We start from the raw sequence: 25,456 nt of genomic DNA, 5'->3' as shown, positions 1-25,456 counted from the left end.
CCTATGTCCCGTAAAAGTAAGAGCCGACTTACTTTTACGGGTGGGTGGACGTATTAATTAAAGTTGAACAGTCGGTTGGTCAGCGTTAAGTTCGACAGCGGTTTGCTGTTTGTCGGTAAACACGTTTACGTCGATTTCATGCGTAGTTGGGAATGCAGTGAACCAAGTTGTGGTTAACGACTTTAACTCGCTTATTTGTTCACAATGATAAGTGTATTCGATAGTAAACTCACTGTGTGTCCCTTCTTCGTGGTCATGTCCTTCGTGACCTTCTTCATGGCTATCGTGGTCATGATCTTTGTGTTCGCCTTCATGGCTATCGTGGTCGTGGTCTTTGTGTTCGTCTTCATGGCTATCGTGGCCATGGTCTTTGTGCCCGTCTTCATGACCTTCGTGGTCATGCTCCTCGTGCTCTTCACCTGGCGCATGTACGTGAGCGGTTTCCAATGAACAGTTTGCTGCTGAATTTAGTGAGACTAACTTGTTGGCATCTTCTAGGATCTCAACGGCATTATCTATTTTTTTATGATCTTGTTCATTTTCTGGATGATGTTCAAAACCCACAATATCCATACCTGGTGACGTGATTTCAATCAGCAAGTCATGCCCATCTTGAGCAATGTTCATTTCGATATTGCCATGAACATGAGCGCCGTGTTGACGAACTTCTTCGTTTGCTAGAGATGGGGTTGAAAGAGCTAATCCAACTAGGATAGATAAAGGTAGTTGCTTGTACATGTTGTTCTCCAAATTCAAATTAGGTGTTCTTTGTCACGATCAAATTGATGCTCGATAAATGCAAAGCTCATTCCTCAGTAATATTGATACTATTGCTGAGTGGTGAATTTGTGCGGATTAAATATTGAAGAGCGCATCAACTTATATATGGAAAGTAGGAATTGTTATAATATAACAATTCCTATCAGAGACAAGTCTTAATCTTGAGAGGGAAAACAAACCCCTGTTCCTTTCAGACCACAGTAACCATCAGGGTTTTTAGCCAAATATTGCTGGTGGTAACTTTCTGCATAATAGAAAGGTTTAGCAGGCTGGATTTCGGTGGTAATTACAGGCAGTGATTTAGACTCTAATAGCTGTTGAAACTTTTTTTGCGAGCGTTCGATGATCGCTTTTTGTTCGTCGTTGTAATAGTAAATCGCTGAGCGATATTGAGTACCGATATCGTTCCCTTGACGCATACCTTGTGTAGGATCGTGATGTTCCCAGAAATACGCTAATAGCTGATCGAGAGTCAGGGTATTGGGATCATAAATAATTCGGACAACTTCGGTATGCCCAGTGGTTCCGCTGCATACTTCTTCATAGGTTGGGTTTGGAGTTAGCCCGCCTGAATAACCAACAGCAGTAGAAAGCACACCGTCTATTTGCCAAAATAATCGTTCAGCACCCCAAAAGCATCCCATGCCGACAATGATTTTTTGTTGTCCGTTTTTGGGCTCAGCAGATAAAATCGATTGATTGACGTAGTGAATATCGTCGATTTGAAGTGGTGTTGCTCTCCCTTTTGGAGGAGTATCAATAATGGGCATTTCGTTATTATTCGACATACAGTACCTATATAAGAAGGAATGTTGTTACCAACCATAATCTAGATTTCGCGGTAAGGATACAGACAGTGTGTTTCGAAACCGTTAAGATATTAAAAATTTGCCTATTTCCCCAAAAATTGTTGTATGAGATTGTTGTTACCCTCACTAGCTATTAGCCTTTTCCTTATGTCTTCCAGTGCATACTCCGATGTTGATTTAACGATTAAGGGGGTAAAAGGAGCAGAAAAAGAAAATATTGATGCTTACTTATCGTCAATCGACGAAGATGATTATTCAACGAGTTTACGCTTTCGCTCTCGGTTGAAAGATGAAATAACGCTGGCTCTCAATGCTCTTGGATACTATCACCCAGAGATCTCATTTCGCGTAGAAGACGATGGCCAAGAATTGGTGGTGAACGTTGATCGTGGACCGGCCACTGTCATCAAAAGCTTGGATATTCAGCTCGACGGTGAAGCGAACACGGATAATGATTTTGTGCAGCTTATCGAAGAGAGCTCACTAAAAATTGGAAGCGTGATAAACCAAGGCGAATATGACAGTTTAAAAGCGAGTATTCAAAGCTTGGCGGTGAATAAAGGTTACTTCAACGGCCAATTTCGCCAAAGCAGTTTAGCGATATCTCCTCAACTTAACCAAGCATTTGTTACGCTCGATTATGACAGTGGTGAACGTTTTCGTTATGGTGAGATCAATATAGAAGGCAGTCAAATTTTAGAGTCAAAAGTTGAATTATTAAAATCGTTTGACGAAGGTGATAAATATTTGGTTTCCGAGTTGGGTGAATTCAATCAACAGCTTTCCAATACAGGGTGGTTTTCCACTGTCTTAATTCAGCCAAATTTAGACGAGGCTGGTGAGAACAATGTACTTCCTATCGATGTAACACTTTTGCCCGCTGTGAAAAACAAAATGGAAGTGGGAATTGGGTATTCTACCGATGTTGGCGTTCGAGGTTCTTTTATCTGGAATAAGCCCTGGTTGAATGAAAAAGGACACTCTTTTTCCAGTAATCTGTCGCTTTCCGAAACGGAACAAACGGTCACAGCAAGTTATAAGATTCCATTAGATAATCCTATTGATGAATATTATGTCATTCAGTATGGGTTAAAAAATGAAGACAGCTCCGACACTCAAAGTATTGAATCAAACTTAGCTCTAAAGCGATTTTTGCATTTTGATAATGGCTGGAATCGCACGTTATCGATTCGCTATTTAATTGAAAACTATGAGCAAGGGTCATTAGACGATATTGCTCACTTTGTCCTGCCAGGTATTACGTTTTCTCGAACTCGAAGCCGTGGAACTCGGTTAATTCATTGGGGAGATAAAATTACAGCAACTGCAGAGTACGGGAATGAAGATTTTTTCTCTGATACGGACATTTTACATCTAACCGGTGAAGGCGCTTTAATTCGAACGCTTTCCGATACTCACCGAACCATTTTTCGTGTAGCAGGTGGGGCAAATTTAATTGATGATTTTGGCGAAGTCCCACCGTCACTGCGTTTTTATGCTGGTGGAGACAACAGTATCAGAGGTTATGACTATGAGTCTATTTCCCCAACGGATTCCAATGGTGATGTCGTGGGCGGAAAGTTCTTAATTACCTCTTCAGTTGAGTATCAGTATCACGTTTATGGGAATTGGTGGGGAGCGCTTTTCTACGACATTGGCGATGCGTTTGATGATATGCCTGATTTGAAACACGGTGTAGGTTTTGGCGCGCGTTGGGTTTCTCCAATTGGGCCACTTCGCCTTGATTTTGCTTGGGGATTAGATGAAGAGCCGAGTGATCAATTCCATATCCACTTTACTTTAGGGCCTGAATTATGATTAAAGCCATGTTTCGTGTATCCAAGTGGCTATTCATTAGTACTGTGCTGCTGATTCTACTGATTTTTCTACTCAGTGTCGGGTTACTTTATACTGAAAGTGGACTGCGACTTGCGACTTGGGGAGTTGAAAAATCGGTACCAGAATTAACGATTGGCAAAGCGAACGGTGTCTTAGGTAGGTCATTTTCTTTGAATCACGTTGAGTACCATCGAGCAGAACCTAAATTGGATTTCAGTGTAGAGTCGTTAAGTCTCGCTCTCGAAGCCAAATGTCTGTTTCAGCCAGCAATATGTTTGAATTCAGTACAAGCGTCGGGTGTTAGCTTTGATATGCCAAAAGCCCCCGATTCTGAAGAAGAGAATGAGCCAACAGAACCTTTGAAATTAGTCAAAGCGCCTTTACCCATTCGTATCGATGGTATTGAGTTAAACGATATTTCATTAATGGCACTTGGTAATAAGGTGAGCTGGAAGCAGTTTTCAACTGGAATTGAGTGGCGAAGAAGCAAGCTTACCGTGAGTAACACCGAGTGGCGTGATATTGATGTTCATGTCGCCTCGACAGATTCAGACCAAACTGAAGAAAAAAAATCGAACTCCCCGATAGTGTTACCTGAAGTGTGGGTTCCTTTGAATATTGATGTTACTCAGTTCAATATGGAACGTTTTACTTTGCATCAAGATACTCCAGTTGTCGTGAACGAGCTGACATTTTCTGTGAGTGCTTTCCAAAATGATATCGAATTGACAGGTTTTGCTCTCGATATGCCAGAAGTTGATGTTAGTGCAAATGGCAACATTTCTCTGAAGGAGAGTTACCCACTAGAGTTTGAACTTTCATCCATAGCTAAATTAGAACAAGCCAAAGGGCAATCGGTTAAAGCACGCTTGTCCGGTAGTCTTGAGAAACTGGAGCTCGACTTGGCTTTAAGTGACCAAGCGACAGGTGATATTCGTGGCCAAGTACAGCTTTTGGAGCCGAATTTACCCTTTCATCTTTCTATCGATCAGCTAAAGGGGCAATGGCCAATTGTGAGCCAATCGGCTGATGTCAAAGTGGATGATATAAATGGCGAAATATCAGGTAGTTTGGATAAATTTACTTTGAGCCTACGAGGAGATGTGTCGGGTAACGCGTTTCCAGATACATCTCTTGAACTTCAAGGTAGTGGAAGTCAAACCAACATAGATTTACCTAAGATTTATCTCGCAACACTGGGTGGTGACGTTGAAGGACGAGTGACTGCAAGTTGGGGAGATAGTATTGAGATTAATACGAATCTTACTTTAGATAAGATACAACCAGATCAACATTGGCCTGAAATTCCGGGGTTAATCGGTGGCCATCTTGTGGCGTCTGCTTCGATCGGCGGAGAAAATGCATGGCAAACACAGGTTTCGACATTGGATATTCAAGGTGATCTTCTTAATTACCCCTTGGATGTTAATGGTGTTCTAGAAGGCGTTCAAACTCAAGCGGGTGCTCCTATTCAGCTCTCTACATCTGGGCTCACATTCGCTCACGGTGAAAATAAGATCTTTGCATCCGGAGAGCTTGCACAGCAATGGGATATGGATGTTGACTTAATGATCCCTGATATCGATAAAAGTATCCCTAACCTTGCTGGACAGGTTAACGGGAAGATTCAACTTCGGGGTGATACGACCGAACCGAAAGTTGATCTTGACGTATCCGCAAATGATATTGATTGGCAAGATCAGATAAAGATTGCAAGTGCGACATTAAAGGGCAAGGTATGGCCGCTACATACTCCTTCTGCCGATGTTCTTCTTGCGATGGATACGGTGGACTACCAAAGAGAAAAGCTTGATCAAGTTGATGTACACCTTGCAGGAGAATTAGCCAAACATGCCGTCTATCTCACAACAGAAGCGCCATGGGGAAAAGGTGAGTTAAAAATCACTGGGCAACTAGACCAAGATATGACCAAATGGGTTGGAGAGTTGCATCAGTTCGTCCTGGAAAGCGAACCAAGTCGACTTTATCTTGAAAAACCAATCTCCGTAATCGCAAATATTACCGATCAAGAAATTACCGTTGATGCACATTGTTGGCGTGAGAGTGAAGCCAGTTTATGTTTACAGGAACGCAGTATTTTTTCTGCTGAGAAATCACAAGCACGATGGTTGTTATCTAATTTTAACTTTTCACAAATTCCACAAGTTATTCCTGAATATACTGAATTGGATGGTGATGTTAATGCAGATATTTTAGTTGAATATGAATCGGGAGAGGCACCAAAACTCAATGCCAATGTTAAATTTGGTAAAGGTAAAGTTGTTCAACAATTGAGTGAGCCTGTGACTGTTGGATGGGATGATGTATCTCTGCAAATCAACGTGGCGGAAAATAAGCTGGTCAGTTCTGGACGTATTAACTTAACTGATAATGGCGACATTCAGCTGAATGCTGAGGTCAGTGGTCTTGATATTGATGATAAAACCGTTGATGGGCAATTTCATATCGATCAAGTTACGCTTGAAGCGTTAGGGCCACTATTAGGCGATTATGGGCATGTGAACGCTGTGGTGAATGGCCAAGTTGACTTAAATGGGTCATTACTTCAACCCCAAATATTGGGCCAGTTGGCAATAACGAATATTGCAGCTGAAGGGGAAGTGACACCATTTGATATTAGTGATGGGCAGTTTTTAATTCGCTTTTTGGGGTATCAAGCTGAGTTAGAGGCTGGATTGGTTACGGAAGATGGTCAGCTAAATGTGACGGGCGATGCTGATTGGCAAAATATAGATAAATGGACGTTTAATAGTCATATCTTTGCGGATGAATTGAATATCAAAGTTCCCCCTATGGTAGACATTAAATCGAGCCCAGATATTAACTTTTCGATGACACCTCAAAAACTGACAATCGCTGGAGATATTAATTTACCTTGGGGAGAAATTGTTGTTGAAGAGCTGCCCGAGAGTGCGACTAAGGTATCGAGTGATTTGGTGATTGTAGATGAAAACCTAACACCGATAGAGGAAAAACATCAATTTCCCTTTGAAATAGATACGAATATTCGGGTGAATATTGGTGATGAATTTAGCATTGAAGCATTTGGGTTGAGTGGCAATTTAACTGGCTTACTTAATGTTACTCAACGTGATAACTCTCCTTTTGTGACTGGAGAAGTCAATATTGTCAATGGAACCTATAGCTCATTCGGTCAGGATCTGGTGATCAAGAAAGGACAAATCCTGATGCATGGGCCGGTTGATCAGCCCTACGTTTCGATTACCGCGATTCGTAATCCAGATAATATCGAAGATGATGTCGAAGCCGGTATTAAAGTAACTGGTTCAGCTGATGCACCATCGGTTACCGTCTATTCTGAACCAGTGATGGCACAAGCTAACGCACTCTCTTATTTACTTCGAGGACAAGATTTAGAGACAGAGTCAGATGATAGTAGCAGTAGTAGCAATACCGTCACGAGTACACTGATTGGGTTAAGCTTGGCACAGAGCGGAAAAGTGGTTGGGGAACTTGGTCAAGCGTTTGGTGTTGATGATTTACAGCTCGATACGGCGGGCTCGGGCGATGATTCTCAGGTTACAGTCAGTGGCTATGTTTTACCCGGACTTCAAGTAAAATATGGTGTTGGTATTTTTACTTCTGTAGGGGAGTTTACGGTTCGTTATCGTTTGATGAAAAACTTCTATGTTGAAGCGGTATCTGGTCTTAATAGTGCTGTTGATTTGCTGTATCAATTTGAGTTTGATTAGGAGATGAGTCATGACAAACTTGGTGTTTGTTTATGGGACTTTACGTCGGGGGGAGAGTAATCATTACTTACTCGAACACAGCGAGTTTCTGGGCAAGGTTCAAACTCAACCTCTTTTTTCATTATACGACTTAGGCGAATATCCGGGAGCAATTGAAGGAGATGCCGCCATTATCGGTGAAGTTTATCAAGTGAATGAAACAACGTTAGAAGCGTTAGATCGCCTTGAAGAGGTCCCAATCGAATATCGTCGTGACACGCTTCAAACATCACTTGGTCAGGCTTGGATATACCTTTATCAAGATGAACGCCAATTGGAACAATTAATTCCGTCTGGCGACTGGTGCACACGAGAGCATCAGGAATAACGAATCAATTTGTGAGTAGAATTCGTTGTGCTAATCGTTGCTGGACAAAGTTCAGAAAGGTTGTCACTTTTCTCGAACGATGGAAGCGTTCTGAAGATAACAATGCCACAATATCGGCACTGGCTAATTGATAATTCGGCAGTACCCTGACTAGTTGTCCACTGGCTAATTCATGTTGCACATCCCACTCTGAGCGTTGGATGATACCTTGCCCTTCAATACACCAATCCTTGGTGACTTGACTTACATTACTTGAGAGCACCGGGGATATTCTTATGTTGATGTCGGCTCGTGTCGTGGTATCACAAAAGCGCCACATGGTTGCGTCTTCATCATTCTCTCTTAGTGCAATGCATCTATGATGTTCTAGGTCATTAGGCTCTTCGAGTGGTTTTGATGAATTTAGGTAATTTGGCGACGCTAATAAGAAGCGTTGGTTTTTAGCTAACACAACTCTCTTAAGTGCAGAGTCTTCCAAATGTCCAATGTAGAACATGATATCAGGGCTATTATGTATCGACCATTTGGGGATATCTGACAAATTTAATTCGATTGTGGTCAGTGGGTATAGGTTCTGAAACTCCGCTGCTATTGGCCCAATATGCCGCTCTCCAAAACCAATAGGGGAGATCAATTTAATGTTTCCTGATATTGCCAGTTTCTCATTAGACAGGTCCTGTTGTAAGTTGTCTAAATCAAGCAAGATTTTTTGCCCTCTTTTTGCAAAAGCTTCCCCTTCACTGGTTAATGAAATCGATCGTGGGTTTCTCTCTACTAACTTAACCCCCAGTTTTTGTTCAATATTTTGTAGTCGTTGAGAAACGCTTGGAGGGGTTACATTTAATTTTCTAGCCGCCGCAGCAAGTGACTGATTTGCGGCAATGGTGACAAAGAAAGCGATGTCTTGAGAAGATATCATTAAGTTCAACCTTAACTTAGAAGTTAGTAAGCATAAATTTAACTATATCCTAGCCAATGTTACAAATCATATCACGTAGTAAATAAGGGATATGAAATGGAATCTATATTGAATGTTGCTCATGCTGAATGGGTATATCTATTTTTATTTTTGATCGCGCTCATTGCTGGTGTGGTTGATGCGATTGCTGGTGGTGGTGGATTGATTACAGTTCCAGGCTTGATGTTGGTAGGCGTCCCACCGATGCAAGCTTTGGGAACCAATCGACTTCAGGCTGTCATTGGCGAGTTGACGACGTCATTGATGTTTATTAAAAGCCAGCAAATCCTGTTAAAGGGTATGTTGATAGGAATCGTGTTCACTTCTATTGGGGCTTTAGTTGGCTCTTTTGTCGTGAGTCTTATTGATAAAGAATCGCTTGAAATCTTGTTGCCTATTTTGATGGGGGCAATCACGATTTATTCCATTATGTCTAAAAAATTAAAAGCGACAAACAGGAGTGAAGCGAAGTTATCGACATCTAGATTTATGATGTTCGGTGGATTGTTGATTGGTTTTTATAATGGTTTTTTTGGTCCAGGCACTGGCTCAATTTGGATGGTAGCATTCGTGATATTACTTGGATATACCATTAAGCAGGCGACAATGGCGACAAAACCACTGAATCTTGTTGGGAATATCGTATCGCTGATTTTGTTCATTATGTTAGGGCATGTCGATTATACCATGGGCTTCATTATGGGAGTTGGGCAGATTATTGGGTCCATTGTAGGTAGTAAGTGCGTTATCTCATATGGAGGTCGCTTAGTTCGCCCTATTTTTATTGGGGTGACAATCACTATGACCGCTAAATTGATATATGAAAATCTACCAACCATTGGGTTTATCTAACTAAGGTAGGGGTTCTATAGGCATAAAAAAACCAGCGAAACATGTTCGCTGGTTTTTGTTATTTGGTACGGAATCTAGATTATTTTTTAGCGCGTTCGAAAGACTCAAGAATTTCGGCACGTGCTGCATCAATATCTTCCCAACCTTCAACTTTTACCCATTTACCTGCTTCTAGCTCTTTATAGCGCTCGAAGAACTGAGTAATTTGAGCTTTTAGTAACTCTGGGATGTCATTTACATTTTGGATGTGATCGTACTCTTTTGATAACTTCGAGTGTGGAACAGCAAAGATTTTAGCATCTTCACCAGACTCGTCAGTCATTTTAAGTACGCCCACTGGACGACAACGAATAACTGAACCTGGAATTAATGGGTAAGGAGTTGGGACGAGAACATCAACTGGATCGCCATCAAGAGAAAGCGTATTGTTCACGTAACCGTAGTTACATGGGTAGAACATAGGCGCTGACATGAAACGATCAACAAACACAGCACCAGAATCTTTATCTACTTCGTATTTGATTGGATCCGCGTTTGCCGGGATTTCGATAACCACATAAAGATCATCAGGAAGTGATTTGCCAGCCGGCACATTGTTCAAGCTCATTAAAGTATTCCTTTTCGTTATTCGGACTTCAAAAATATCGACGCCTATTATTATTCAGTTAGAAGATGAACGCAAAGCTGTTACGACGAATAATGTAGAAATTTGTAATCGATTTAAAAAAAAACACCCTTGATAGGGCGTTTATTTCATTACTCACTTTTAAATGTTTCAATAAATTGGTGCAGTTTATCCATCATCTTTGGTGAGCCAGCGAAAAATGGCACTCGCTGGTGGAGTTCTGTCGGTGGAATATCAAGAATGCGTGTCGCCCCATCAGTGGCAACACCGCCCGATTGCTCCATCAAAAATGCAATTGGATTACATTCATAAAGCAAGCGCAACTTACCATTAGGGTAACTTGCTGTACTTGGGTACATGTAGATACCACCTTGTAGTAAGTTTCTATGATAATCGGAAACCAGTGAACCAATATAGCGCGACGTATAAGGACGATTTTCTGCTGGTACATTTGCCTGACAATACTTAATGTACTGTTTAACACCCGTTGGGAAACGAATATAGTTACCTTCGTTGATTGAGTATATGCGACCACGTTCTGGAATCATCATATTTTCGTGCGATAAACAAAAAGAGCCAATTGATGGATCATAAGTAAATCCATTCACACCGTTTCCTGTTGAATACACTAGCATGGTCGATGAGCCATATATTACGTAACCAGCAGCAACTTGTTTGTCACCGGTTTGTAAGAAGTCCTCAGCAGTTGGGGGGGTGCCAATTGGAGAAATACGCTCATAGATAGAAAAAATGGTTCCTACCGAAACATTAACGTCAATATTACTTGAGCCGTCTAAAGGATCCATCAGTAATACGTATTTCGCATTTTTATTTAATTCTTTATTAAAAGTGACGGCTTCATCTTCTTCTTCACTCGCGACGCCACATACCCTATCTCTGGCTTCAAGGGCTGATTTAAATACTTCGTTAGCATAAAGGTCAAGTTTTTGTTGGGCTTCACCTTGAACGTTATCTGTACCGACTGCACCAGTTATATCAACCAAGCCTGCTTTATTGATTTCACGGTGGACAATCTTAGAAGCCAAACTAATTGATGCAAGAAGTGACGATAGGTCACCACTGGCATTAGGATAATCAGCTTGCTTTTCAACTATAAATTCGCCAAGAGTGCGTAATTGAGACATGTTATTTCCTTTAGCATGTATTTAAAGTGGGAGCAGTCAATTGTTTTAATTAGTTGTTGTATTGACGTTATATTTAATTCTATGAGCTAGATCTTATTATTGGTACTGAACTAACCGATCAACTTCACACTTTTGGTGTTGATTATATGCAACATACATTCGAGATAAATATCGGTCTTTTTTCCCATATATATGACCATAATCTTACTCGCTTTTATTGGCTGAATCGGGATAATGTGGCTGATACAATCTTGAGGAAAATAGAGAGAAAAACATGCACATACATATTCTTGGGATCTGTGGCACTTTTATGGGAGGAGTTGCTGTGCTCGCCCGCCAGCTTGGACATAAAGTGACGGGTTCTGACGCGAATGTTTATCCCCCAATGAGCACAATGTTGGAGTCTCAAGGTATTGAAATAATTGAAGGTTATGATGTTTCTCAATTTGAGGTGAGTCCTGATCTTGTTGTTATTGGTAATGCATTGAGTCGTGGTAATCCATGTGTTGAGTATGTTCTCAATAGTAATCTACGTTATCTCTCTGGCCCGCAATGGTTACAAGAATTTTTATTGCATGATCGTTGGGTAATTGCAGTGTCAGGAACCCATGGTAAAACGACAACATCGAGCATGGTGACTTGGATATTGGACAAGTGTGGTTACCAGCCGGGATTTCTTGTTGGTGGTGTGCTGGGAAATTTTGGTATCTCTGCGAGATTGGGCGAAAGTATGTTTTTTGTCGTTGAAGCTGATGAATATGACAGTGCTTTTTTCGATAAGCGTTCTAAGTTTGTTCATTACCATCCAAGAACCTTAGTGATAAATAACTTAGAATTCGATCATGCCGATATCTTCGACGATCTTGAAGCGATTAAACGACAATTTCACCATTTAGTTAGAACAGTACCAGGTAATGGTAGAATACTCTCTCCTAGCTGTGAAGTCGCAATTTCTGATGTTTTATCTCGAGGATGTTGGAGTGAAACCGAGTTTTTCGGTGATGATGCCCACTGGAAAGCCCAAAAGATGGTACCAGATGGTTCCAAATTTAAGATTTTGTTCCAAAATGACGTTGTCGGAACGGTTGAGTGGGATTTGATTGGTGATCACAACGTCAATAATGCGGTCATGGCTGTTGCCGCTGCTCGCCATGTTGGGGTTGTTCCTGAACTCGCTTGCGAGGCGCTTAGCCAGTTTATTAACACCAAACGCCGTTTAGAGTTCAAAGGCGAGGTCAATGGTGTTTCAGTATTCGATGATTTTGCGCATCATCCGACTGCTATTCAATTAACCCTAGATGGATTGAGAAATAAGGTTGGAAATCAGCGTATTCATGCAGTGTTAGAACCTCGCTCAGCAACAATGAAACTTGGCGTGCATAAACAATTACTCGCAGCGTCACTCCAAAAAGCCGATAGTGTTACTCTTTATCAACCGGATAATCTTCCTTGGTCAGTAAATGAGATCGCTGAGCAATGTGAACAACCCAGTTTTGTTAGTGATAAAATAGAAATCCTCGTGCAGCACCTTTGTGATGTGGTTGAACCTGGTGATTCAATTTTGGTGATGAGTAATGGCGCATTCGGGGCTATTCACGACAAATTGTTAGAGGAGTTGAACAAGTAAATGACGGTAAATGACTCGCAACGCTCACTAACCTTAGCTTTTACTGGTGCTTCAGGCGCTCCTTACGGGTTGCGTTTACTCGAATGCCTCATTGCTGCCGATTACCATGTTTACCTATTGATTTCGTCTGCAGCTCGAGTCGTGCTGGCAACGGAACATGGTTTGAAATTGCCGAGTGGTCCGAGTGCGGCTAAAGATGTGTTGGTACAGTATTTAAAGTGTGATCCGAGTAAATTGACGGTTTGTGGCAAAGAAGATTGGTTTTCCCCTGTGGCATCAGGCTCAGCAGCGCCAAAACAGATGGTAGTGTGCCCTTGCTCTGCTGGAAGTGTTGCGGCGATTGCTCATGGAATGTCGGATAACTTGATTGAGCGTGCAGCCGATGTGGTAATGAAGGAAAGAGGCCAATTGCTGCTCGTCGTTCGCGAAACGCCTTTCTCGACGTTACATCTGGAAAATATGCATAAATTGTCGCAAATGGGGGTAACGATAATGCCCGCCGCACCGGGTTTCTATCACCAACCCAAAACCATTGATGATCTGGTTGATTTTATGGTTGCGAGAATTTTAGATCACCTATCAATCGAGCATAATATGAGCACACGCTGGGGATACGATTCTCGCCGAGCACAGTAGCTTAATTCACTATTATTAAGTAGAATCCAATCTACTCATCGGGGAGCAAGCTAGTCAATTACTAGTTAACGCTGAGATCAAGTTGTACTTGGGACCCGTAGCGCTAATCAATGATCGATTAGCATACCTGAACCAGATAATGCTGGCGTAGGAAATGAGATAGTTTGATTCTATATCGCTATTCTTCTTCCCTGTGCTGTTCACAACCAAGGAGAGCGAACAGTGAACATGACCAAACCCCTTCTAACCCTTTCTATTATTGCATCGTCGTCTGTATTAGCCCAAGACAGCCTCACTATTTATACTTACGATTCGTTTGCTTCTGAATGGGGGCCGGGCCCGGCGGTTGAAAAAGCCTTTGAAACGCAATGTGATTGTGATCTTAATTTTGTCGCGTTAGATGATGGTGTTTCTATTCTTAATCGTCTGAAGCTAGAAGGTAAAAATACGAAAGCAGATATTATTCTAGGGCTAGATGACAGTTTGATCGCTGAAGCCAAAACCACGGGGTTACTGGAAAAAACTGAAGTTGACTTCTCAGAGCTAGCGGTGCCCACTGGCTGGGAAGATGATACTTTCGTGCCGTTTGATTTCGGTTACTTTGCGTTTGTGTATAACAAAAGCAAGCTTGAGAACCCACCTAAAAGCTTGAAAGAGCTTGTAGAACAAAGAGACGATATCAAGGTTATTTATCAAGATCCTCGAACGTCAACTCCGGGACAAGGCTTTTTGTTTTGGATGAAGTCTGTATATGGCGATGATGCAGCACAAGCATGGAGTCAACTAGCTTCTAAAACGGTGACGGTGACAAAAGGTTGGTCAGAAGCGTACTCTATGTTCCTTAAGGGTGAATCGGATATGGTGTTGTCTTATACAACATCACCTGCTTACCATTTAATCGCAGAGAGCGATGATAATTATGCTACTGCTTCATTTGAAGAAGGACACTACTTACAAGTTGAAGTTGCCGCGCGTTTAAATACGTCATCTCAGCCAGAGCTCGCTCAGCAGTTTCTAGAGTTTATGTTAACCGATGAATTTCAAACTATTATTCCAACAGGTAACTGGATGTACCCTGCGACAAATATCGACTTACCTGAAGGTTTTGAAACGTTAAGTACTCCAGAAAATGCGTTGAGTTTTGAGCAAGAAGCAGTGACTTCTAACCGAAAAACTTGGATACGTGAATGGCAAAACGCACTCGCTAAATAACTCAGTGAAGGGACGTTCTGTACCGAAATTAGGTCTAGGGGTCGCGGCATTCGTCGTGACCTTTGTTTTATCGTCACTGCTGGCGTTAGTTTCTTATGCGCCCGGTTTAAACCCAGAGTTGCTATGGCTAGACAGCTATTATCTTCATATTACGCAGTTTAGTTTCTATCAAGCATTACTATCCTCAGTATTTAGTGTTATCCCTGCCATTTTTGTTGCGATTGGTTTTCATCGCCGTCATTTCATCGCCAAGTCTTTACTCATTAAGTTGTTTTCCACGACGTTAGTATTGCCCGTTTTGGTTGGGGTTCTAGGTATCATCACTATTTATGGTCAAAGTGGATGGTTAAATAGCCTATTAGGCTTAGGGAATATGTCGCTACCGTTTTCAATTTACGGTTTAAATGGCATTTTATTGGCTCATATCTTCTTTAATCTGCCTTATGCGACGCGATTGTTTCTCATTAGCTTGGAATCTATTCCTGTTGAACAAGAAAAACTGGCGTTACATTTAGGTTTAACGCCTTGGCATCGTTTTCGTCTTGTTGAATGGCCAAGAATAAAGCAGCAGTTGCCTCATGTTGTTGGGCTTGTTTTTATGCTTTGTTTTACCAGCTTTGCAACGGTAATGGCACTTGGAGGTGGACCGAAAGCGACAACAATTGAATTGGCCATTTACCAAGCGATTAAATACGACTTTGATTTGCAAGCTGCCGCTTTATTATCACTCTGGCAAATCCTACTTTGTTCGAGTTTATCGTTAACAATTCAACGTTTTGCCAAGCCGATAGAGGCATCAACGCAAACCGGCGGCGATCGTCTTGTGTTGTTTCGAGATTCGTTAACGGCTCAGTGGTGGGACCGATTTTGGATTGCATTGGTCGTTATCGTTGTCACTCCACCGCTTTGTGCTGTCATTTTTAGCGGATTAAACAGTAAGTTATTTGTCATTTTGCTTGATACTGAATTTTGGTTAGCGGTATTTAATTCGTTTCGTATTGCGACTCTTGCGAGTGTTATTGCTCTTTTTAGCGGAGTTGCCATTTTGAGTAGTAGTCGAATATGGCGTTTGCGTCATGAAAATAGAAAAGCTGATTTGCTGGATTTATCGGGCACTATTATCTTGCTGACGCCGGGTTTGGTGTTGAGTACTGGGCTATTTTTGCTCTTTCGTTCTTTTACCGACGTATTTAGTTTGGGCTATTGGATTGTCGTCGGAGTGAATGCATTAATGGGATTGCCTTATGTGATTAAAACGCTGAATCAACCAATGTGGCTTCTGGCAAAACAATATCAGCGACTAAGTACCAGTTTAGGAATGAAAGGGTGGTCGCGTTGGCGGTTGGTTGAATGGCGAGCCATGCGTCGACCAATGTCATACGCGTTTGTGATTAGTTTTTTAGTGGCGTTAGGCGATTTGAGTGCAATTGCCTTGTTTGGCACTCAAGGTTTTCAGACACTACCGCTTTATCTATATCGCTTGCTTGGAAGTTACCAAATGGATGCAGCTGCAGCGGTTGCGTTGGTCATGCTGCTAATATGCTTACTCTGTTTTTACATTGCAGATCGTTTGTCTAGAGCTCGAGTAGGAGAATCAAAATGTTGATGTTAGAACAGGCCACCTACGAATATGAATGTGAGCATTTTCAGTTTGATTTAACGATTCAGTCAGGAGAGATTCTGGCATTAATGGGTGCGAGTGGAGCAGGGAAGTCGACGTTACTTAGTCTGATTGCGGGTTTTATACATCCTAAAGCAGGTAACATTAAGGTGGAAGGAAAATCAGTGCTCAAACTTCCCCCTTACCAGCGCCCATTCTCTATGTTATTTCAAGAACACAATCTGTTTGCCCATCTAAGTGTCGTGGAAAATATTTCGTTGGGTCTCAACCCCAGTTTGAAACTGAATGAGCATCAAAAAAAACAAGTCGTAGACGCCGCAAATCAAGTGGGAATTGGGCATCTTCTTGAGCGACTTCCTAGTGAGTTATCGGGAGGACAACGGCAACGAGTGGCGTTAGCACGCTGCTTTGTACAGCCCAATCCTATCTGGCTTCTAGACGAGCCTTTTTCGGCGTTAGATCCCATCTTACGTGTTGAGATGCTTGGCTTAGTAAAAAGCTTGGCTAAAGAACGAAATATTACGGTGATCATGGTGTCGCATCATTTAAATGATGTACGAGCCATTGCAGATCGATTTGCTTTTATTGCTGAACATAAAGTGCTTAAAGTGGGCGAGATTTCAACATTGGATCGAAATCATTGTAATACTCAGCTTGCGAATTTTGTCGCTGCAGGGGAATAAAATGAAAAAACTCGAGATAGACTCGAGTTTTTTAGGAAGCTTAATCTGCAGAATTACTTTTCTTCATCTAATTCTTTGATAATCTGAAATATTTCTCGATAAGCTCGAGGTGGTTTTGAATTTTGCTTCTCTTTCTTAGCTTGTCGAGCAAGCTGACGTAAGCGCTGACGATCGGCATTTGGATAAAGTGCGATTATAGCTTCTACAGCCTCATCACCTTCAGCAACGACTCTATCGCGCAATTGTTCCAGTTTGTGTAATGCGACAGTGGACTGCGCATGTTTGTTACGATATTTGTCTAGTGCCGCTTGGATTGGCTCTGGGTCAATTGACCGCATGACTTTACCAATATATTGTAATTGACGACGACGAGCTTCGTTTTTGAATCGCTGAGCATTATGAATTGCTTCCGCCAGATCTTCAGGAATAGGAAACTTTTCTAATACGGAAGGTTTCAGCTCCACTAACTCTTCACCTAGTTTTTGTAGGATGAGCATATCGTTTTTCATTTCGGTTTTGCTGACCAAAATAAATTCTTCTTCTTCTTCCCAAGGAGCTTTTTGATTTTTACGAGCCATGATCTCTTTACTTTGCCGTTTGCTATATACGCTATTTTAGCAAGAATTATGGGGAGAAAGTGAAATTCTTGTTATGCTATCTAAATATAAAAAAGAGAAATGACGATTTATGGATATTAAACAGCAAGTAACACAACAAAGAGCTGAATTAGAGTCGGCAGTTTCTAAGGCTCTTGAAATGGCATCAGCAAGTGCGGATGCTGCCGAAGTCGCAATCAATAAGAGTACAGGTCTGAGTGTTTCGACTCGCTTTTGTGAAGTTGAGAATGTTGAGTTTAACAGTGATGGTGCATTGGGCATTACCGTTTACCGTAAGGGTAAAAAAGGCAGCGCATCCACATCTGATTTAAGTGAAAAAGCGATAGAGCAGACCGTTCTCGCAGCGCTTGATATAGCAAAATTCACCTCTGAAGATCCTTGTGCTGGCCCAGCGGATAAAGAATTTTTGGTCAAAGAGATTCCAGACTTGGACCTATTTCACCCCGATGAACCCAACCCTGACTATGCAGCTGAAGTTGCCATTGAGGCTGAGCAAGCGGCATTGAACTACAGTGATCGAATCAAGCAGAGCGATGGCGCAAGTTACGACAGCCACTACGGTGTTCGAGTTTATGGGAACAGTCATGGATTACTTGCAAGTTACGCTTCTAGCCGACACAGCGTAAGTTGTAGTGTGATTGGTGAAGGTGTTAATGGTGATATGGAGAGAGATTATAGCTACAGCGTTTCTCGACATAAAGATGACTTATGGGCTGCAAGTGAAGTGGGTCGTTTAGCCGCTGAACGGACCGTGAGCCGTCTTGATCCTAGAAAGCTAAAAACAGGGCATTATCCAGTGATGTTTTCTTCTGATGTTGCGACAGGGCTAATAGGGCATTTAGTCATGGCAATCAGTGGTGGGAATCTTTACCGTAAATCTTCATTTCTACTTGATAAACTCGGTGAGATTATTCTACCTACTTGGTTCAATATCACTGAACGGCCTCATGTATTGCGCGGTTTAGCCTCAACGCCTTTTGATAGTGAAGGTGTCAAAACGACCGATCTAGATATTATTACCGATGGGCAGCTGGCGACGTATCTTCTGACCAGTTACTCAGGGCGAAAGCTTGATATGAACCCAACTGGTCATGCTGGTGGCATTCATAACTGGTTTGTCGCTTCTTCGTCGAATCAGAATTTCGAGCAGATGTTAAAAGAACTTGGCACGGGTTTCTTGGTAACGGAAGTCATGGGTCAAGGCGTGAACATCGTCAATGGCGATTACTCTCGTGGCGCGTCTGGATTCTGGGTCGAAAATGGTGAAATTCAATACCCAGTGTCAGAAATCACTATTGCTAGTTCCCTACCTGATATGTTTAAAAATATCGTCGCGGTAGGTAATGATGTTGATGTACGTTCACAGGTTCATACCGGTTCTATTTTGATTGAATCAATGAAAGTTGCTGGCGAGTAATTGGTTTAGTTCCTATCGAAATAATCGCAGGTTCGTCCTGCGATTATTTAATTTTCATGTGAATCCTGAAGTTTTTTAATTAAATTAGTGTTACTTAAATACACCTATTGTGACCTTAGTATATTCTAGTTTAGATAATATTCATTATTTAAAACAGAAGATAATCTTATCTATGTTTATCTAATTATTTAGTAAGTGAATAATATGTTCTATATAAAATATTGAATCAATATCACATATGATTTTCGTAGAGAAGTAAATATATTGATTACGTTATGAAGGTAATTAATGTATTTATTAATTTAACAGATGTAGAGCTCATGTGACTTATAGGCACTAAATTAAAGGATTTACACTATCTTGTTGATATTATTGAACTTTAATTTCATCTAGGTCTCACTTCCAATACATGTGTCTTACTTTCTATACTACGTGATTTATTCTAAATAATTCTTGAATATAATAAGAATTTGAATGAATATAATTAATTTAAAGTTTATTATAAATAAGTAAATAATATATGTCGAATTAAAGTTATAATTCGTATCAATATATTTTTGTTAATGTTATTTATGAAGTTAAGTAGATGTAGTAAGTATTATTTTATTTTCTTTGTTATTTAAATTTGAGAGGAGTAGTAGATAATTTATTAACTATTCTACTTATTAATATTGAATTTTACTTTATTTATAAAAATGATTCTATCAATGTCTATTGTTCTAGTCATCGTTTACTGTTGAAAATGGAAAATATTTGATACCACCAAATTATATAATTCAGGTTAAATAAATATGTTACTTAGAAAATTATTATTAATTATTTTTACTACGGTCGTCTTGTCAGCATGTCAGAGTTCATCCGAGCAAGTAAATTCGACAGCCGTACAAGTGGTCAGTGAAACGCTAGACAATGGTTTGTTTTATGAGATTCACTCCAAGAAGGAAAATTCGGGGAGAATTCAGCTTAGGTTAATGATCAAATCGGGGTCATTCAGTGAAACAAGCGATCAATCTGGATATGCACATTTAGTTGAGCATATGGCGTTTAACGGGACACAACATTTTCCCAAGAATAAAATTATTGAGTTGTTTGAAAAGTCAGGATTGACATTCGGCAATGATATTAACGCGTATACTTCATTTTCAGAAACTGTGTACAGCCTTTCTATTCCGAAATCAGATAAAAAATTATTGGCCCAGACGCTATTATATTTGCGAGATATCTTAACGGCGATCACATTTGATCCGACTGAGCTAGATAAAGAAAAAGGTGTCGTAGAAAATGAATATCGATTAGGCACGTTAAACGAAAAATCATATGATAATGCGATTCTTTTCGATTATATAAAAGGCAGTGAATATGCGCAGCGCCTGCCAATTGGTACACTTGAAAGTATTCAAAGTAGCACCTCTGACTCCCTTAATACTTTTTATAAAAGCTGGTATCGCCCGAACAATGCAAAATTACTTATCACGGGAGATATTGATAGTAAAAGTGCGGCGTTGTTAATCGGTAAAACATTCTCACCTCTTGAAAAATCAGATAACAGCAAGCAACAAACGACTCCCGATGCGCCATCATTACAGGCCGATACTCAATCCTACACAAGCCAAGCGATTAACTTTCATCAAACAGATGTTTTCTATGAACTACCAACATGGCCTATTGAAAATAGTAAAGATTTAGGTGAAGCACTACAACTTGATATGCTAAAAGGCCTGATTAACTACCGTTTGAATGCGGCAAATAACCAAAGAGAAACGCCTTTTAGTGACGTCGGTTTTGTTTATAACTGGCTGTTAAATAATAAAATGTTTGGAAATGCCTATATTAATTACCTGAATGGGCAGAGTCGTGAGGCGGTTGAATTTATAGCTCAAGAGTTGGCCCGCATTGAGCAACATGGTTTTAGCGCTGCTGAATATACTCAGCAAATTGCTCTATTTAAATCATTTCAATCGGAGCTTTCGAATTATTATATCAATAAAAATTCGGCTCAATTGGCTGATGATGTTATTGAGTCTTGGAGGAAGGGTGATAGTGAATATACTCTAGAGCTTGAGCAGCAGGCCTATCAGATGGCACTATCAACGACTCGTGAGAGTTTTAACCAGTTGGCAAGTGAATTGCTTAAAACCCCAAGTAAACTCACTCTTGCTGTACCTTATCAAAGTACTAAGCCTAATTTATCGGTATTGGATAGCACTTTTTCAGAGACAATCAACAAGCCGATTAGCAAATCAGAGTTCAAAATTGAAAAACTGACTCTCCCTATTGTTAAAAATGTTACAGCAAGAAATAAGATAACAAGGGAAAGATTCTACTCAGAGAAGCAGATTACTCAATGGGATTTAAGTAATGGCGTGAGTGTTGTTTTACAGCCAGATCATAGTGTAAAAAATGCAATTAATATGAGTTTTACCGCACCTGGAGGAGTAAATTCTCTTCAAGAAGATCAATTGGTCGCGAGTGCATTTTTAATAAACAGTTACCTAAATAGTGGATTGGCAGGTCTATCAGCACAAGCATTGAACCAGAAATTTAATCAAGCAAAAGCCGATTTTATGCCATTGGTTACTGAGAATCAGCAGGGTTTTACGATGCACTCGGTTAATGATCCGAAGAGTTTACAACTGCTTTTTTCAATGTTTTATAAAGCTTTTACTGCTGCTGAAATTAAAGAGAATGCCTTTGCTTTAGAGAAAAATAGAATTATTGAGCAGCAAAAAACTAGCCTAACATTGCCAACCAATGTCTTTTTGGCGAAAGTTCTAGATAAGATATTTCCAGATAATAATCGACAAAAACAGTTTTCAATTAAGCAGTTAGAATCGGTGCACCAAAGTGATGTAGAGGCACTTTATAAAACTCTATTCGCAAGTGCTAACGGGTTTAAGTTGACCATTGTCGGTGATTTTGAAATTGATCAGTTGAAGCCTGTTATTTTGCAGTATATTGCGAATTTACCAACAGGTAAGTTGCATGCATTTAACAAAGCATCACAGTCATTAATTGGTACAGCAAGTGATCTCAATGACGCAACAAATCAAGAAGATAATGCATTGGTGCTGCTTTACGCTGTGACCGATACCCCGAACCAAAGTATAAAAGCGCCTTATGAAGCTGAGTTAATGCAGCGCATTATCAGTCAAACGATCACTAAGATTGTACGTGAGCAGTTGTCATTAACTTATTCTCCTTATGTACAGGTCATTGACCAGCCCGCGGGTAATGATTACACACAAGTTATTATTAGGTTGATAACGAAAGTTGAAGATGCCAAGCAAACTCAGCAAGTTGTTGATGAGATCGTTAATAATTTACTTAATGATGGAATAACGGAGGAGCAACTTAGTGAGAACAAAAAGAATATGAAATTGGATCTGGTTTCTTCGATGGGTGATTCGTCAAATAGAGAGTGGTTTTTACATCGAGATCATCTATTCGGTTACCCATTAGGTTCAACAGAAGATGCATCGCTAATTCTCGACAGTATCTCTATTGAAGAGATGAAGAGCTCTATTCGAGCCTATCTTGCCCCACAAAAAACATTGCGAGCTATAAACCTTCCACAAAAAAAAGTGTTGTAATGCTTTCTGAATGACACAAAAAACCGCCGCATTAATTAATGCGGCGGCTTTTTTTATGTGATTACGTAACATTCTGCTCTAGAGTTTCAAGTTACTTACCGCTTGTGAAACACTCTCTGCTCCCTCATGAATGTCATCAATTTTAGCTGATACGTCCGCTATTCGAGAGTTTGTCGTTTCTGAAAGATCCGATACCTGAGACATAATCCCAGTGACACTTTCAGTCAGAGATATATTTTGTTCGACCACTTTATTGATTTCGCCTGTTGCAGTGGATGTGTGTGTGGCTAATTTTCTAACTTCATCGGCCACGACTGCAAATCCTCTGCCTTGTTCTCCAGCTCGAGCCGCTTCAATTGCTGCATTTAACGCGAGTAAGTTGGTTTGATCGGCGATACCTTGAATTGTTTTTACGATCTCAGAGATGTCTTGAGAAAGATTGACGAGTTGTTCAATTTTCTCAATCGATGAAACAATGCTTTGATTCATTTCATTTGAACTTTCAACAGACTCTTTTAACGTGTGGCTGCCTTCTTGGGCGATTTGTGAGGTTTCTAACGCTGTGTTGTAAGCAATTTGAGCGGTCTCTTTTACTTGGCGTTCATCATTAACTCGATGCGTAACATCGACCGCAAATTTAACAACTTTATAGACCTTATTATTGTCATCGAGAACAGGGCAATATGATGCTTGAATCCAGATTTCATTGCCGCGACTATCTTTACGCTGAAATCGATTTGTGAACGATTGATTGTTGCTTAGATCTTGCCAGAACTTAGGATTTTCTTGGTAAAAATCATCGAAGCAGAACATCCGATGATGTTGTCCCTTAATGTCATCTAAAGAGTAACCTAAAGCATTTAGAAAATTGGAGTTTGCTGTAATGATTGTGCCATCAGTTTCAAATTCGATAACTGCGTAAGTGTTATTTATGGCCGTGAGCCGGTCGTTATCGCTTTGTGCATCTAGGAAGCTATCCGTTACATCAGAGGCAATTTTCATTGCTCCTTTAACTTCGCCTTGTTCAAAAATAGGGAAGTAAGTGGCTTCTATAACGATTAATGTCCCATCTTTTTTATAACGCTTAAAGGTACCTTTCTGAGGAACTCCCTTGGATATCTCATCCCAAAAATTACGATACTCACTGGAGTTTGTATAGCTAGCGTCGCAAAATATTCGGTGATGCTTTCCGATGACTTCGCTTTCTTGATATCCCAAAGCGCCCAGGAAGTGGGAATTTGCTTTAAGGATATTGCCTTGAGGATCAAACTCAATGGTTGCCATTGATTGGTTCAATGACTCAAGTATATTGTGCTCCCATTGACTTTCGGGAGAGGGAGTTGGTTCTGCTTTCTTTTTAAAAAACATACTTGCCTCAGGTTTTTATTATCGATTAATCCTGAAAATATAGTAGCTTTTCCTTAGTTTGCTAAAAATTTGATCTTCTGCACATTTAGAACTGTTATCTACGTAACAAAAATATGGTTATTAATGTAACAATTATGCAAATAGTGTTGCGAGACCCAAGAAAACAGATAATCCAACGACGTCGGTGACTGTGGTTAATGCCATCCCACCCGCTAATGCAGGATCGATCTTCATTCTCTTGAGTAAGATAGGAATACTCACGCCAGCAACACCGGCAACGATTAAGTTCGTTAGCATGGCACAGGAGATAAACAAGCCAAGCATCATACTTCCTTTCCAGAACATAACGATCCCACCAATAATGACCGCCCAAGCTACGCCATTGAGTAAGCCAATTGCAGCTTCTTTTAGAAGTAATTCACGTTGGTTACTTTCACCGATATGCCCCAACGCAAGGCCTCGTATAACCAAGGCGACAGTTTGGTTTCCTGCCACACCGCCCATTGATGGAACTATAGTCATTAATACTGCAACCGCAGCCATTTCTTCTAATGTGGCTTCGAACATATTAGAGACTGATGCTGCAGCTAGAGCGGCAAGAACATTAGCACCAAGCCAGATGCTTCTTTTTCGGGCCGATTTTACAACTGGAGCAAAGGTATCTTCTTCATCGTCCATACCTGCCATGCTCATCATGGTGTGTTCGGCATCTTCACGAATGACGTCAACGACATCATCGATGGTAATACGACCGACTAAGTGACCGTTTTGATCGACAACTGGGGCTGACACCCAGTTTCGGCGTTCAAATAGGCTTGCCACATCGCTATCTGGAGTTTCAACGGAAATGGCTTCATCGGCATCATCCATGATATCGACTATTTTGACATCGGGTTGAGTTGTGATCAGTGTGGTGAGCGATAAATGACCAATTAATTTACTCTCGGCATCAATGACATAGAGCGCATCGGTTGCGTGAGGTAATTCTCCTTTTATTCGCAAATAACGTAATACCACGTCAACATCAACATCGCCTCGAATCGTTATGACATCGGTATTCATCAATGAGCCAGCACTGTCTTCCGGATAGGAAAGGGCCATTTCTACTCGTTGACGATTTGCCTCATCCATTTGAGACAGAATTTCTTTGGAAAGATCGTCAGGTAAACTACGCAGTACATAGGCGACATCATCGGTTTCCATCCCCTCTGTCGCTTCAACGAGAAGCTCAGGAGCCATGGTAGAAACCAGAGCATCTTTCACATCTTCGTTTAGTTCATCAAGAATTTCGCCGTAATCTTCAGGGTCGGTTAATTGCCAAAGAACTTGACGACTTTTTCGAGGGGAAGCTTCCAGAAGAATGGCAATATCTTCTGGCTCCATATCTTGGAGTTGACGGCGGACATGAACATATCGGCCGTTATCGAGCGCATCTGCTATTTGCTGGAGGGTTTGGTGAGCTTGGTCGTACTCTATTTGCTCTGCCATTTTTTCTACCCTCTATTTTCTAACTTTTATCCGCTAATAGTAACGTATCTTGTTGAGCAATCAACTCAAGTTAATCGTTTTAAATAGT

19 protein-coding genes are annotated in these 25,456 nt (G+C 40.8%); 11 read left to right on the top strand and 8 right to left on the bottom strand.

Annotated features, from left to right (window positions below; genetic code table 11):
* Positions 1 to 57 precede the first annotated feature (57 nt).
* Together zrgA and msrA are read right to left on the bottom strand one after the other, a co-directional pair.
* The gene (zrgA, locus tag ACXJY6_RS13155) at positions 58 to 738 is read right to left on the bottom strand and encodes a zinc uptake protein ZrgA (protein WP_458768618.1); all 681 of its coding nucleotides are present in this window, start codon (positions 736 to 738) and stop codon (positions 58 to 60) included.
* 197 nt (positions 739 to 935) lie between these two features.
* A complete protein-coding gene (msrA, locus tag ACXJY6_RS13150; RefSeq protein ID WP_456051713.1) occupies positions 936 to 1,568 on the bottom strand; it encodes a peptide-methionine (S)-S-oxide reductase MsrA in 633 nt (210 codons plus the stop codon).
* Positions 1,569 to 1,694: 126 nt separating this feature from the next.
* Between msrA and tamA the strand changes: the two genes are divergently transcribed.
* Genes tamA through ACXJY6_RS13135 form a run of 3 tightly spaced genes read left to right on the top strand, consistent with a single transcriptional unit; the run spans position 1,695 to position 7,529 of the window.
* Positions 1,695 to 3,407 (top strand): autotransporter assembly complex protein TamA, encoded by a 1,713-nt coding sequence (tamA, locus tag ACXJY6_RS13145; RefSeq protein WP_456051714.1) that lies wholly within the window; start codon positions 1,695 to 1,697, stop codon positions 3,405 to 3,407.
* Positions 3,404 to 7,162 (top strand): autotransporter assembly complex protein TamB, encoded by a 3,759-nt coding sequence (gene tamB / locus ACXJY6_RS13140; protein WP_458768617.1) that lies wholly within the window; start codon positions 3,404 to 3,406, stop codon positions 7,160 to 7,162. Before tamA ends, tamB begins: the two co-directional genes overlap by 4 nt.
* Positions 7,163 to 7,172: 10 nt before the next feature.
* The gene (locus ACXJY6_RS13135; protein ID WP_458768616.1) at positions 7,173 to 7,529 is read left to right on the top strand and encodes a gamma-glutamylcyclotransferase family protein; all 357 of its coding nucleotides are present in this window, start codon (positions 7,173 to 7,175) and stop codon (positions 7,527 to 7,529) included.
* Positions 7,530 to 7,533: 4 nt separating this feature from the next.
* Here ACXJY6_RS13135 and ACXJY6_RS13130 read toward each other — a convergent pair whose 3' ends face one another.
* Entirely contained in the window at positions 7,534 to 8,448 is a 915-nt protein-coding gene (locus ACXJY6_RS13130; RefSeq protein ID WP_456051717.1) for a LysR family transcriptional regulator, read from the bottom strand.
* A 96-nt stretch (positions 8,449 to 8,544) separates the two neighbouring features.
* Here ACXJY6_RS13130 and ACXJY6_RS13125 point away from each other — a divergent pair, with 96 nt between their 5' ends.
* Positions 8,545 to 9,339 carry a TSUP family transporter gene (locus ACXJY6_RS13125; protein ID WP_458768615.1) on the top strand — a complete coding sequence of 265 codons (795 nt, stop codon included), beginning with the start codon at positions 8,545 to 8,547 and terminating at the stop codon, positions 9,337 to 9,339.
* A gap of 79 nt (positions 9,340 to 9,418) precedes the next feature.
* Here ACXJY6_RS13125 and ppa read toward each other — a convergent pair whose 3' ends face one another.
* Both ppa and fbp read right to left on the bottom strand, forming a co-directional pair.
* Positions 9,419 to 9,946 (bottom strand): inorganic diphosphatase, encoded by a 528-nt coding sequence (gene ppa, locus ACXJY6_RS13120; protein ID WP_458768614.1) that lies wholly within the window; start codon positions 9,944 to 9,946, stop codon positions 9,419 to 9,421.
* A gap of 149 nt (positions 9,947 to 10,095) precedes the next feature.
* Positions 10,096 to 11,109 carry a class 1 fructose-bisphosphatase gene (gene fbp / locus ACXJY6_RS13115; protein ID WP_456051720.1) on the bottom strand — a complete coding sequence of 338 codons (1,014 nt, stop codon included), beginning with the start codon at positions 11,107 to 11,109 and terminating at the stop codon, positions 10,096 to 10,098.
* 274 nt (positions 11,110 to 11,383) lie between these two features.
* On the opposite strand from fbp, the gene mpl reads away from it, so the two are divergent.
* The 5 genes from mpl (at position 11,384) to thiQ (ending at position 16,888) form a co-directional block, all read left to right on the top strand.
* Positions 11,384 to 12,736, top strand: a complete 1,353-nt coding sequence (gene mpl / locus ACXJY6_RS13110; RefSeq protein ID WP_458768613.1) for a UDP-N-acetylmuramate:L-alanyl-gamma-D-glutamyl-meso-diaminopimelate ligase — start codon at positions 11,384 to 11,386, stop codon at positions 12,734 to 12,736.
* Positions 12,737 to 13,372, top strand: coding sequence for a flavin prenyltransferase UbiX (locus ACXJY6_RS13105; protein ID WP_458768612.1), 636 nt, complete (start codon positions 12,737 to 12,739; stop codon positions 13,370 to 13,372).
* A 228-nt stretch (positions 13,373 to 13,600) separates the two neighbouring features.
* Entirely contained in the window at positions 13,601 to 14,584 is a 984-nt protein-coding gene (gene thiB / locus ACXJY6_RS13100) for a thiamine ABC transporter substrate binding subunit (protein ID WP_458768687.1), read from the top strand.
* On the top strand, positions 14,556 to 16,190 hold the full coding sequence (thiP, locus tag ACXJY6_RS13095) for a thiamine/thiamine pyrophosphate ABC transporter permease (RefSeq protein WP_458768611.1): 1,635 nt from the start codon (positions 14,556 to 14,558) through the stop codon (positions 16,188 to 16,190). The genes thiB and thiP overlap by 29 nt, the downstream gene beginning before the upstream one ends.
* Positions 16,184 to 16,888, top strand: a complete 705-nt coding sequence (thiQ, locus tag ACXJY6_RS13090; protein ID WP_458768610.1) for a thiamine ABC transporter ATP-binding protein — start codon at positions 16,184 to 16,186, stop codon at positions 16,886 to 16,888. Before thiP ends, thiQ begins: the two co-directional genes overlap by 7 nt.
* A gap of 53 nt (positions 16,889 to 16,941) precedes the next feature.
* Here the strand turns inward: thiQ and yjgA are convergent, their stop codons facing one another.
* On the bottom strand, positions 16,942 to 17,466 hold the full coding sequence (gene yjgA / locus ACXJY6_RS13085) for a ribosome biogenesis factor YjgA (RefSeq protein WP_458768609.1): 525 nt from the start codon (positions 17,464 to 17,466) through the stop codon (positions 16,942 to 16,944).
* Between the two features lie 109 nt (positions 17,467 to 17,575).
* Between yjgA and pmbA the strand changes: the two genes are divergently transcribed.
* Together pmbA and ACXJY6_RS13075 are read left to right on the top strand one after the other, a co-directional pair.
* Complete coding sequence (gene pmbA, locus ACXJY6_RS13080; RefSeq protein WP_458768608.1) at positions 17,576 to 18,922, top strand: metalloprotease PmbA; 1,347 nt, start codon at positions 17,576 to 17,578, stop codon at positions 18,920 to 18,922.
* A 791-nt stretch (positions 18,923 to 19,713) separates the two neighbouring features.
* A complete protein-coding gene (locus tag ACXJY6_RS13075) occupies positions 19,714 to 22,512 on the top strand; it encodes a M16 family metallopeptidase (protein WP_458768607.1) in 2,799 nt (932 codons plus the stop codon).
* 78 nt (positions 22,513 to 22,590) lie between these two features.
* Here ACXJY6_RS13075 and ACXJY6_RS13070 read toward each other — a convergent pair whose 3' ends face one another.
* Together ACXJY6_RS13070 and mgtE are read right to left on the bottom strand one after the other, a co-directional pair.
* Entirely contained in the window at positions 22,591 to 23,880 is a 1,290-nt protein-coding gene (locus tag ACXJY6_RS13070) for a methyl-accepting chemotaxis protein (protein ID WP_458768606.1), read from the bottom strand.
* 132 nt (positions 23,881 to 24,012) lie between these two features.
* Complete coding sequence (gene mgtE / locus ACXJY6_RS13065; protein WP_456051728.1) at positions 24,013 to 25,368, bottom strand: magnesium transporter; 1,356 nt, start codon at positions 25,366 to 25,368, stop codon at positions 24,013 to 24,015.
* Positions 25,369 to 25,456: the final 88 nt, after the last annotated feature.

Source organism: Vibrio phycocola, assembly GCF_054404255.1.
The sequence above is the reverse complement of the archived record's forward strand: the minus strand, read 5'-3'. Positions and strand labels throughout refer to the sequence as shown.

Coding starts and splice junctions, on each gene's coding strand:
- zrgA (WP_458768618.1), bottom strand. CDS start 738: ATGTACAAGCAACTACCTTTATCTATCCTAGTTGGATTAGCTCTTTCA.
- msrA (WP_456051713.1), bottom strand. CDS start 1,568: ATGTCGAATAATAACGAAATGCCCATTATTGATACTCCTCCAAAAGGG.
- tamA (WP_456051714.1), top strand. CDS start 1,695: ATGAGATTGTTGTTACCCTCACTAGCTATTAGCCTTTTCCTTATGTCT.
- tamB (WP_458768617.1), top strand. CDS start 3,404: ATGATTAAAGCCATGTTTCGTGTATCCAAGTGGCTATTCATTAGTACT.
- ACXJY6_RS13135 (WP_458768616.1), top strand. CDS start 7,173: ATGACAAACTTGGTGTTTGTTTATGGGACTTTACGTCGGGGGGAGAGT.
- ACXJY6_RS13130 (WP_456051717.1), bottom strand. CDS start 8,448: ATGATATCTTCTCAAGACATCGCTTTCTTTGTCACCATTGCCGCAAAT.
- ACXJY6_RS13125 (WP_458768615.1), top strand. CDS start 8,545: ATGGAATCTATATTGAATGTTGCTCATGCTGAATGGGTATATCTATTT.
- ppa (WP_458768614.1), bottom strand. CDS start 9,946: ATGAGCTTGAACAATGTGCCGGCTGGCAAATCACTTCCTGATGATCTT.
- fbp (WP_456051720.1), bottom strand. CDS start 11,109: ATGTCTCAATTACGCACTCTTGGCGAATTTATAGTTGAAAAGCAAGCT.
- mpl (WP_458768613.1), top strand. CDS start 11,384: ATGCACATACATATTCTTGGGATCTGTGGCACTTTTATGGGAGGAGTT.
- ACXJY6_RS13105 (WP_458768612.1), top strand. CDS start 12,737: ATGACGGTAAATGACTCGCAACGCTCACTAACCTTAGCTTTTACTGGT.
- thiB (WP_458768687.1), top strand. CDS start 13,601: ATGACCAAACCCCTTCTAACCCTTTCTATTATTGCATCGTCGTCTGTA.
- thiQ (WP_458768610.1), top strand. CDS start 16,184: ATGTTGATGTTAGAACAGGCCACCTACGAATATGAATGTGAGCATTTT.
- yjgA (WP_458768609.1), bottom strand. CDS start 17,466: ATGGCTCGTAAAAATCAAAAAGCTCCTTGGGAAGAAGAAGAAGAATTT.
- pmbA (WP_458768608.1), top strand. CDS start 17,576: ATGGATATTAAACAGCAAGTAACACAACAAAGAGCTGAATTAGAGTCG.
- ACXJY6_RS13075 (WP_458768607.1), top strand. CDS start 19,714: ATGTTACTTAGAAAATTATTATTAATTATTTTTACTACGGTCGTCTTG.
- ACXJY6_RS13070 (WP_458768606.1), bottom strand. CDS start 23,880: ATGTTTTTTAAAAAGAAAGCAGAACCAACTCCCTCTCCCGAAAGTCAA.
- mgtE (WP_456051728.1), bottom strand. CDS start 25,368: ATGGCAGAGCAAATAGAGTACGACCAAGCTCACCAAACCCTCCAGCAA.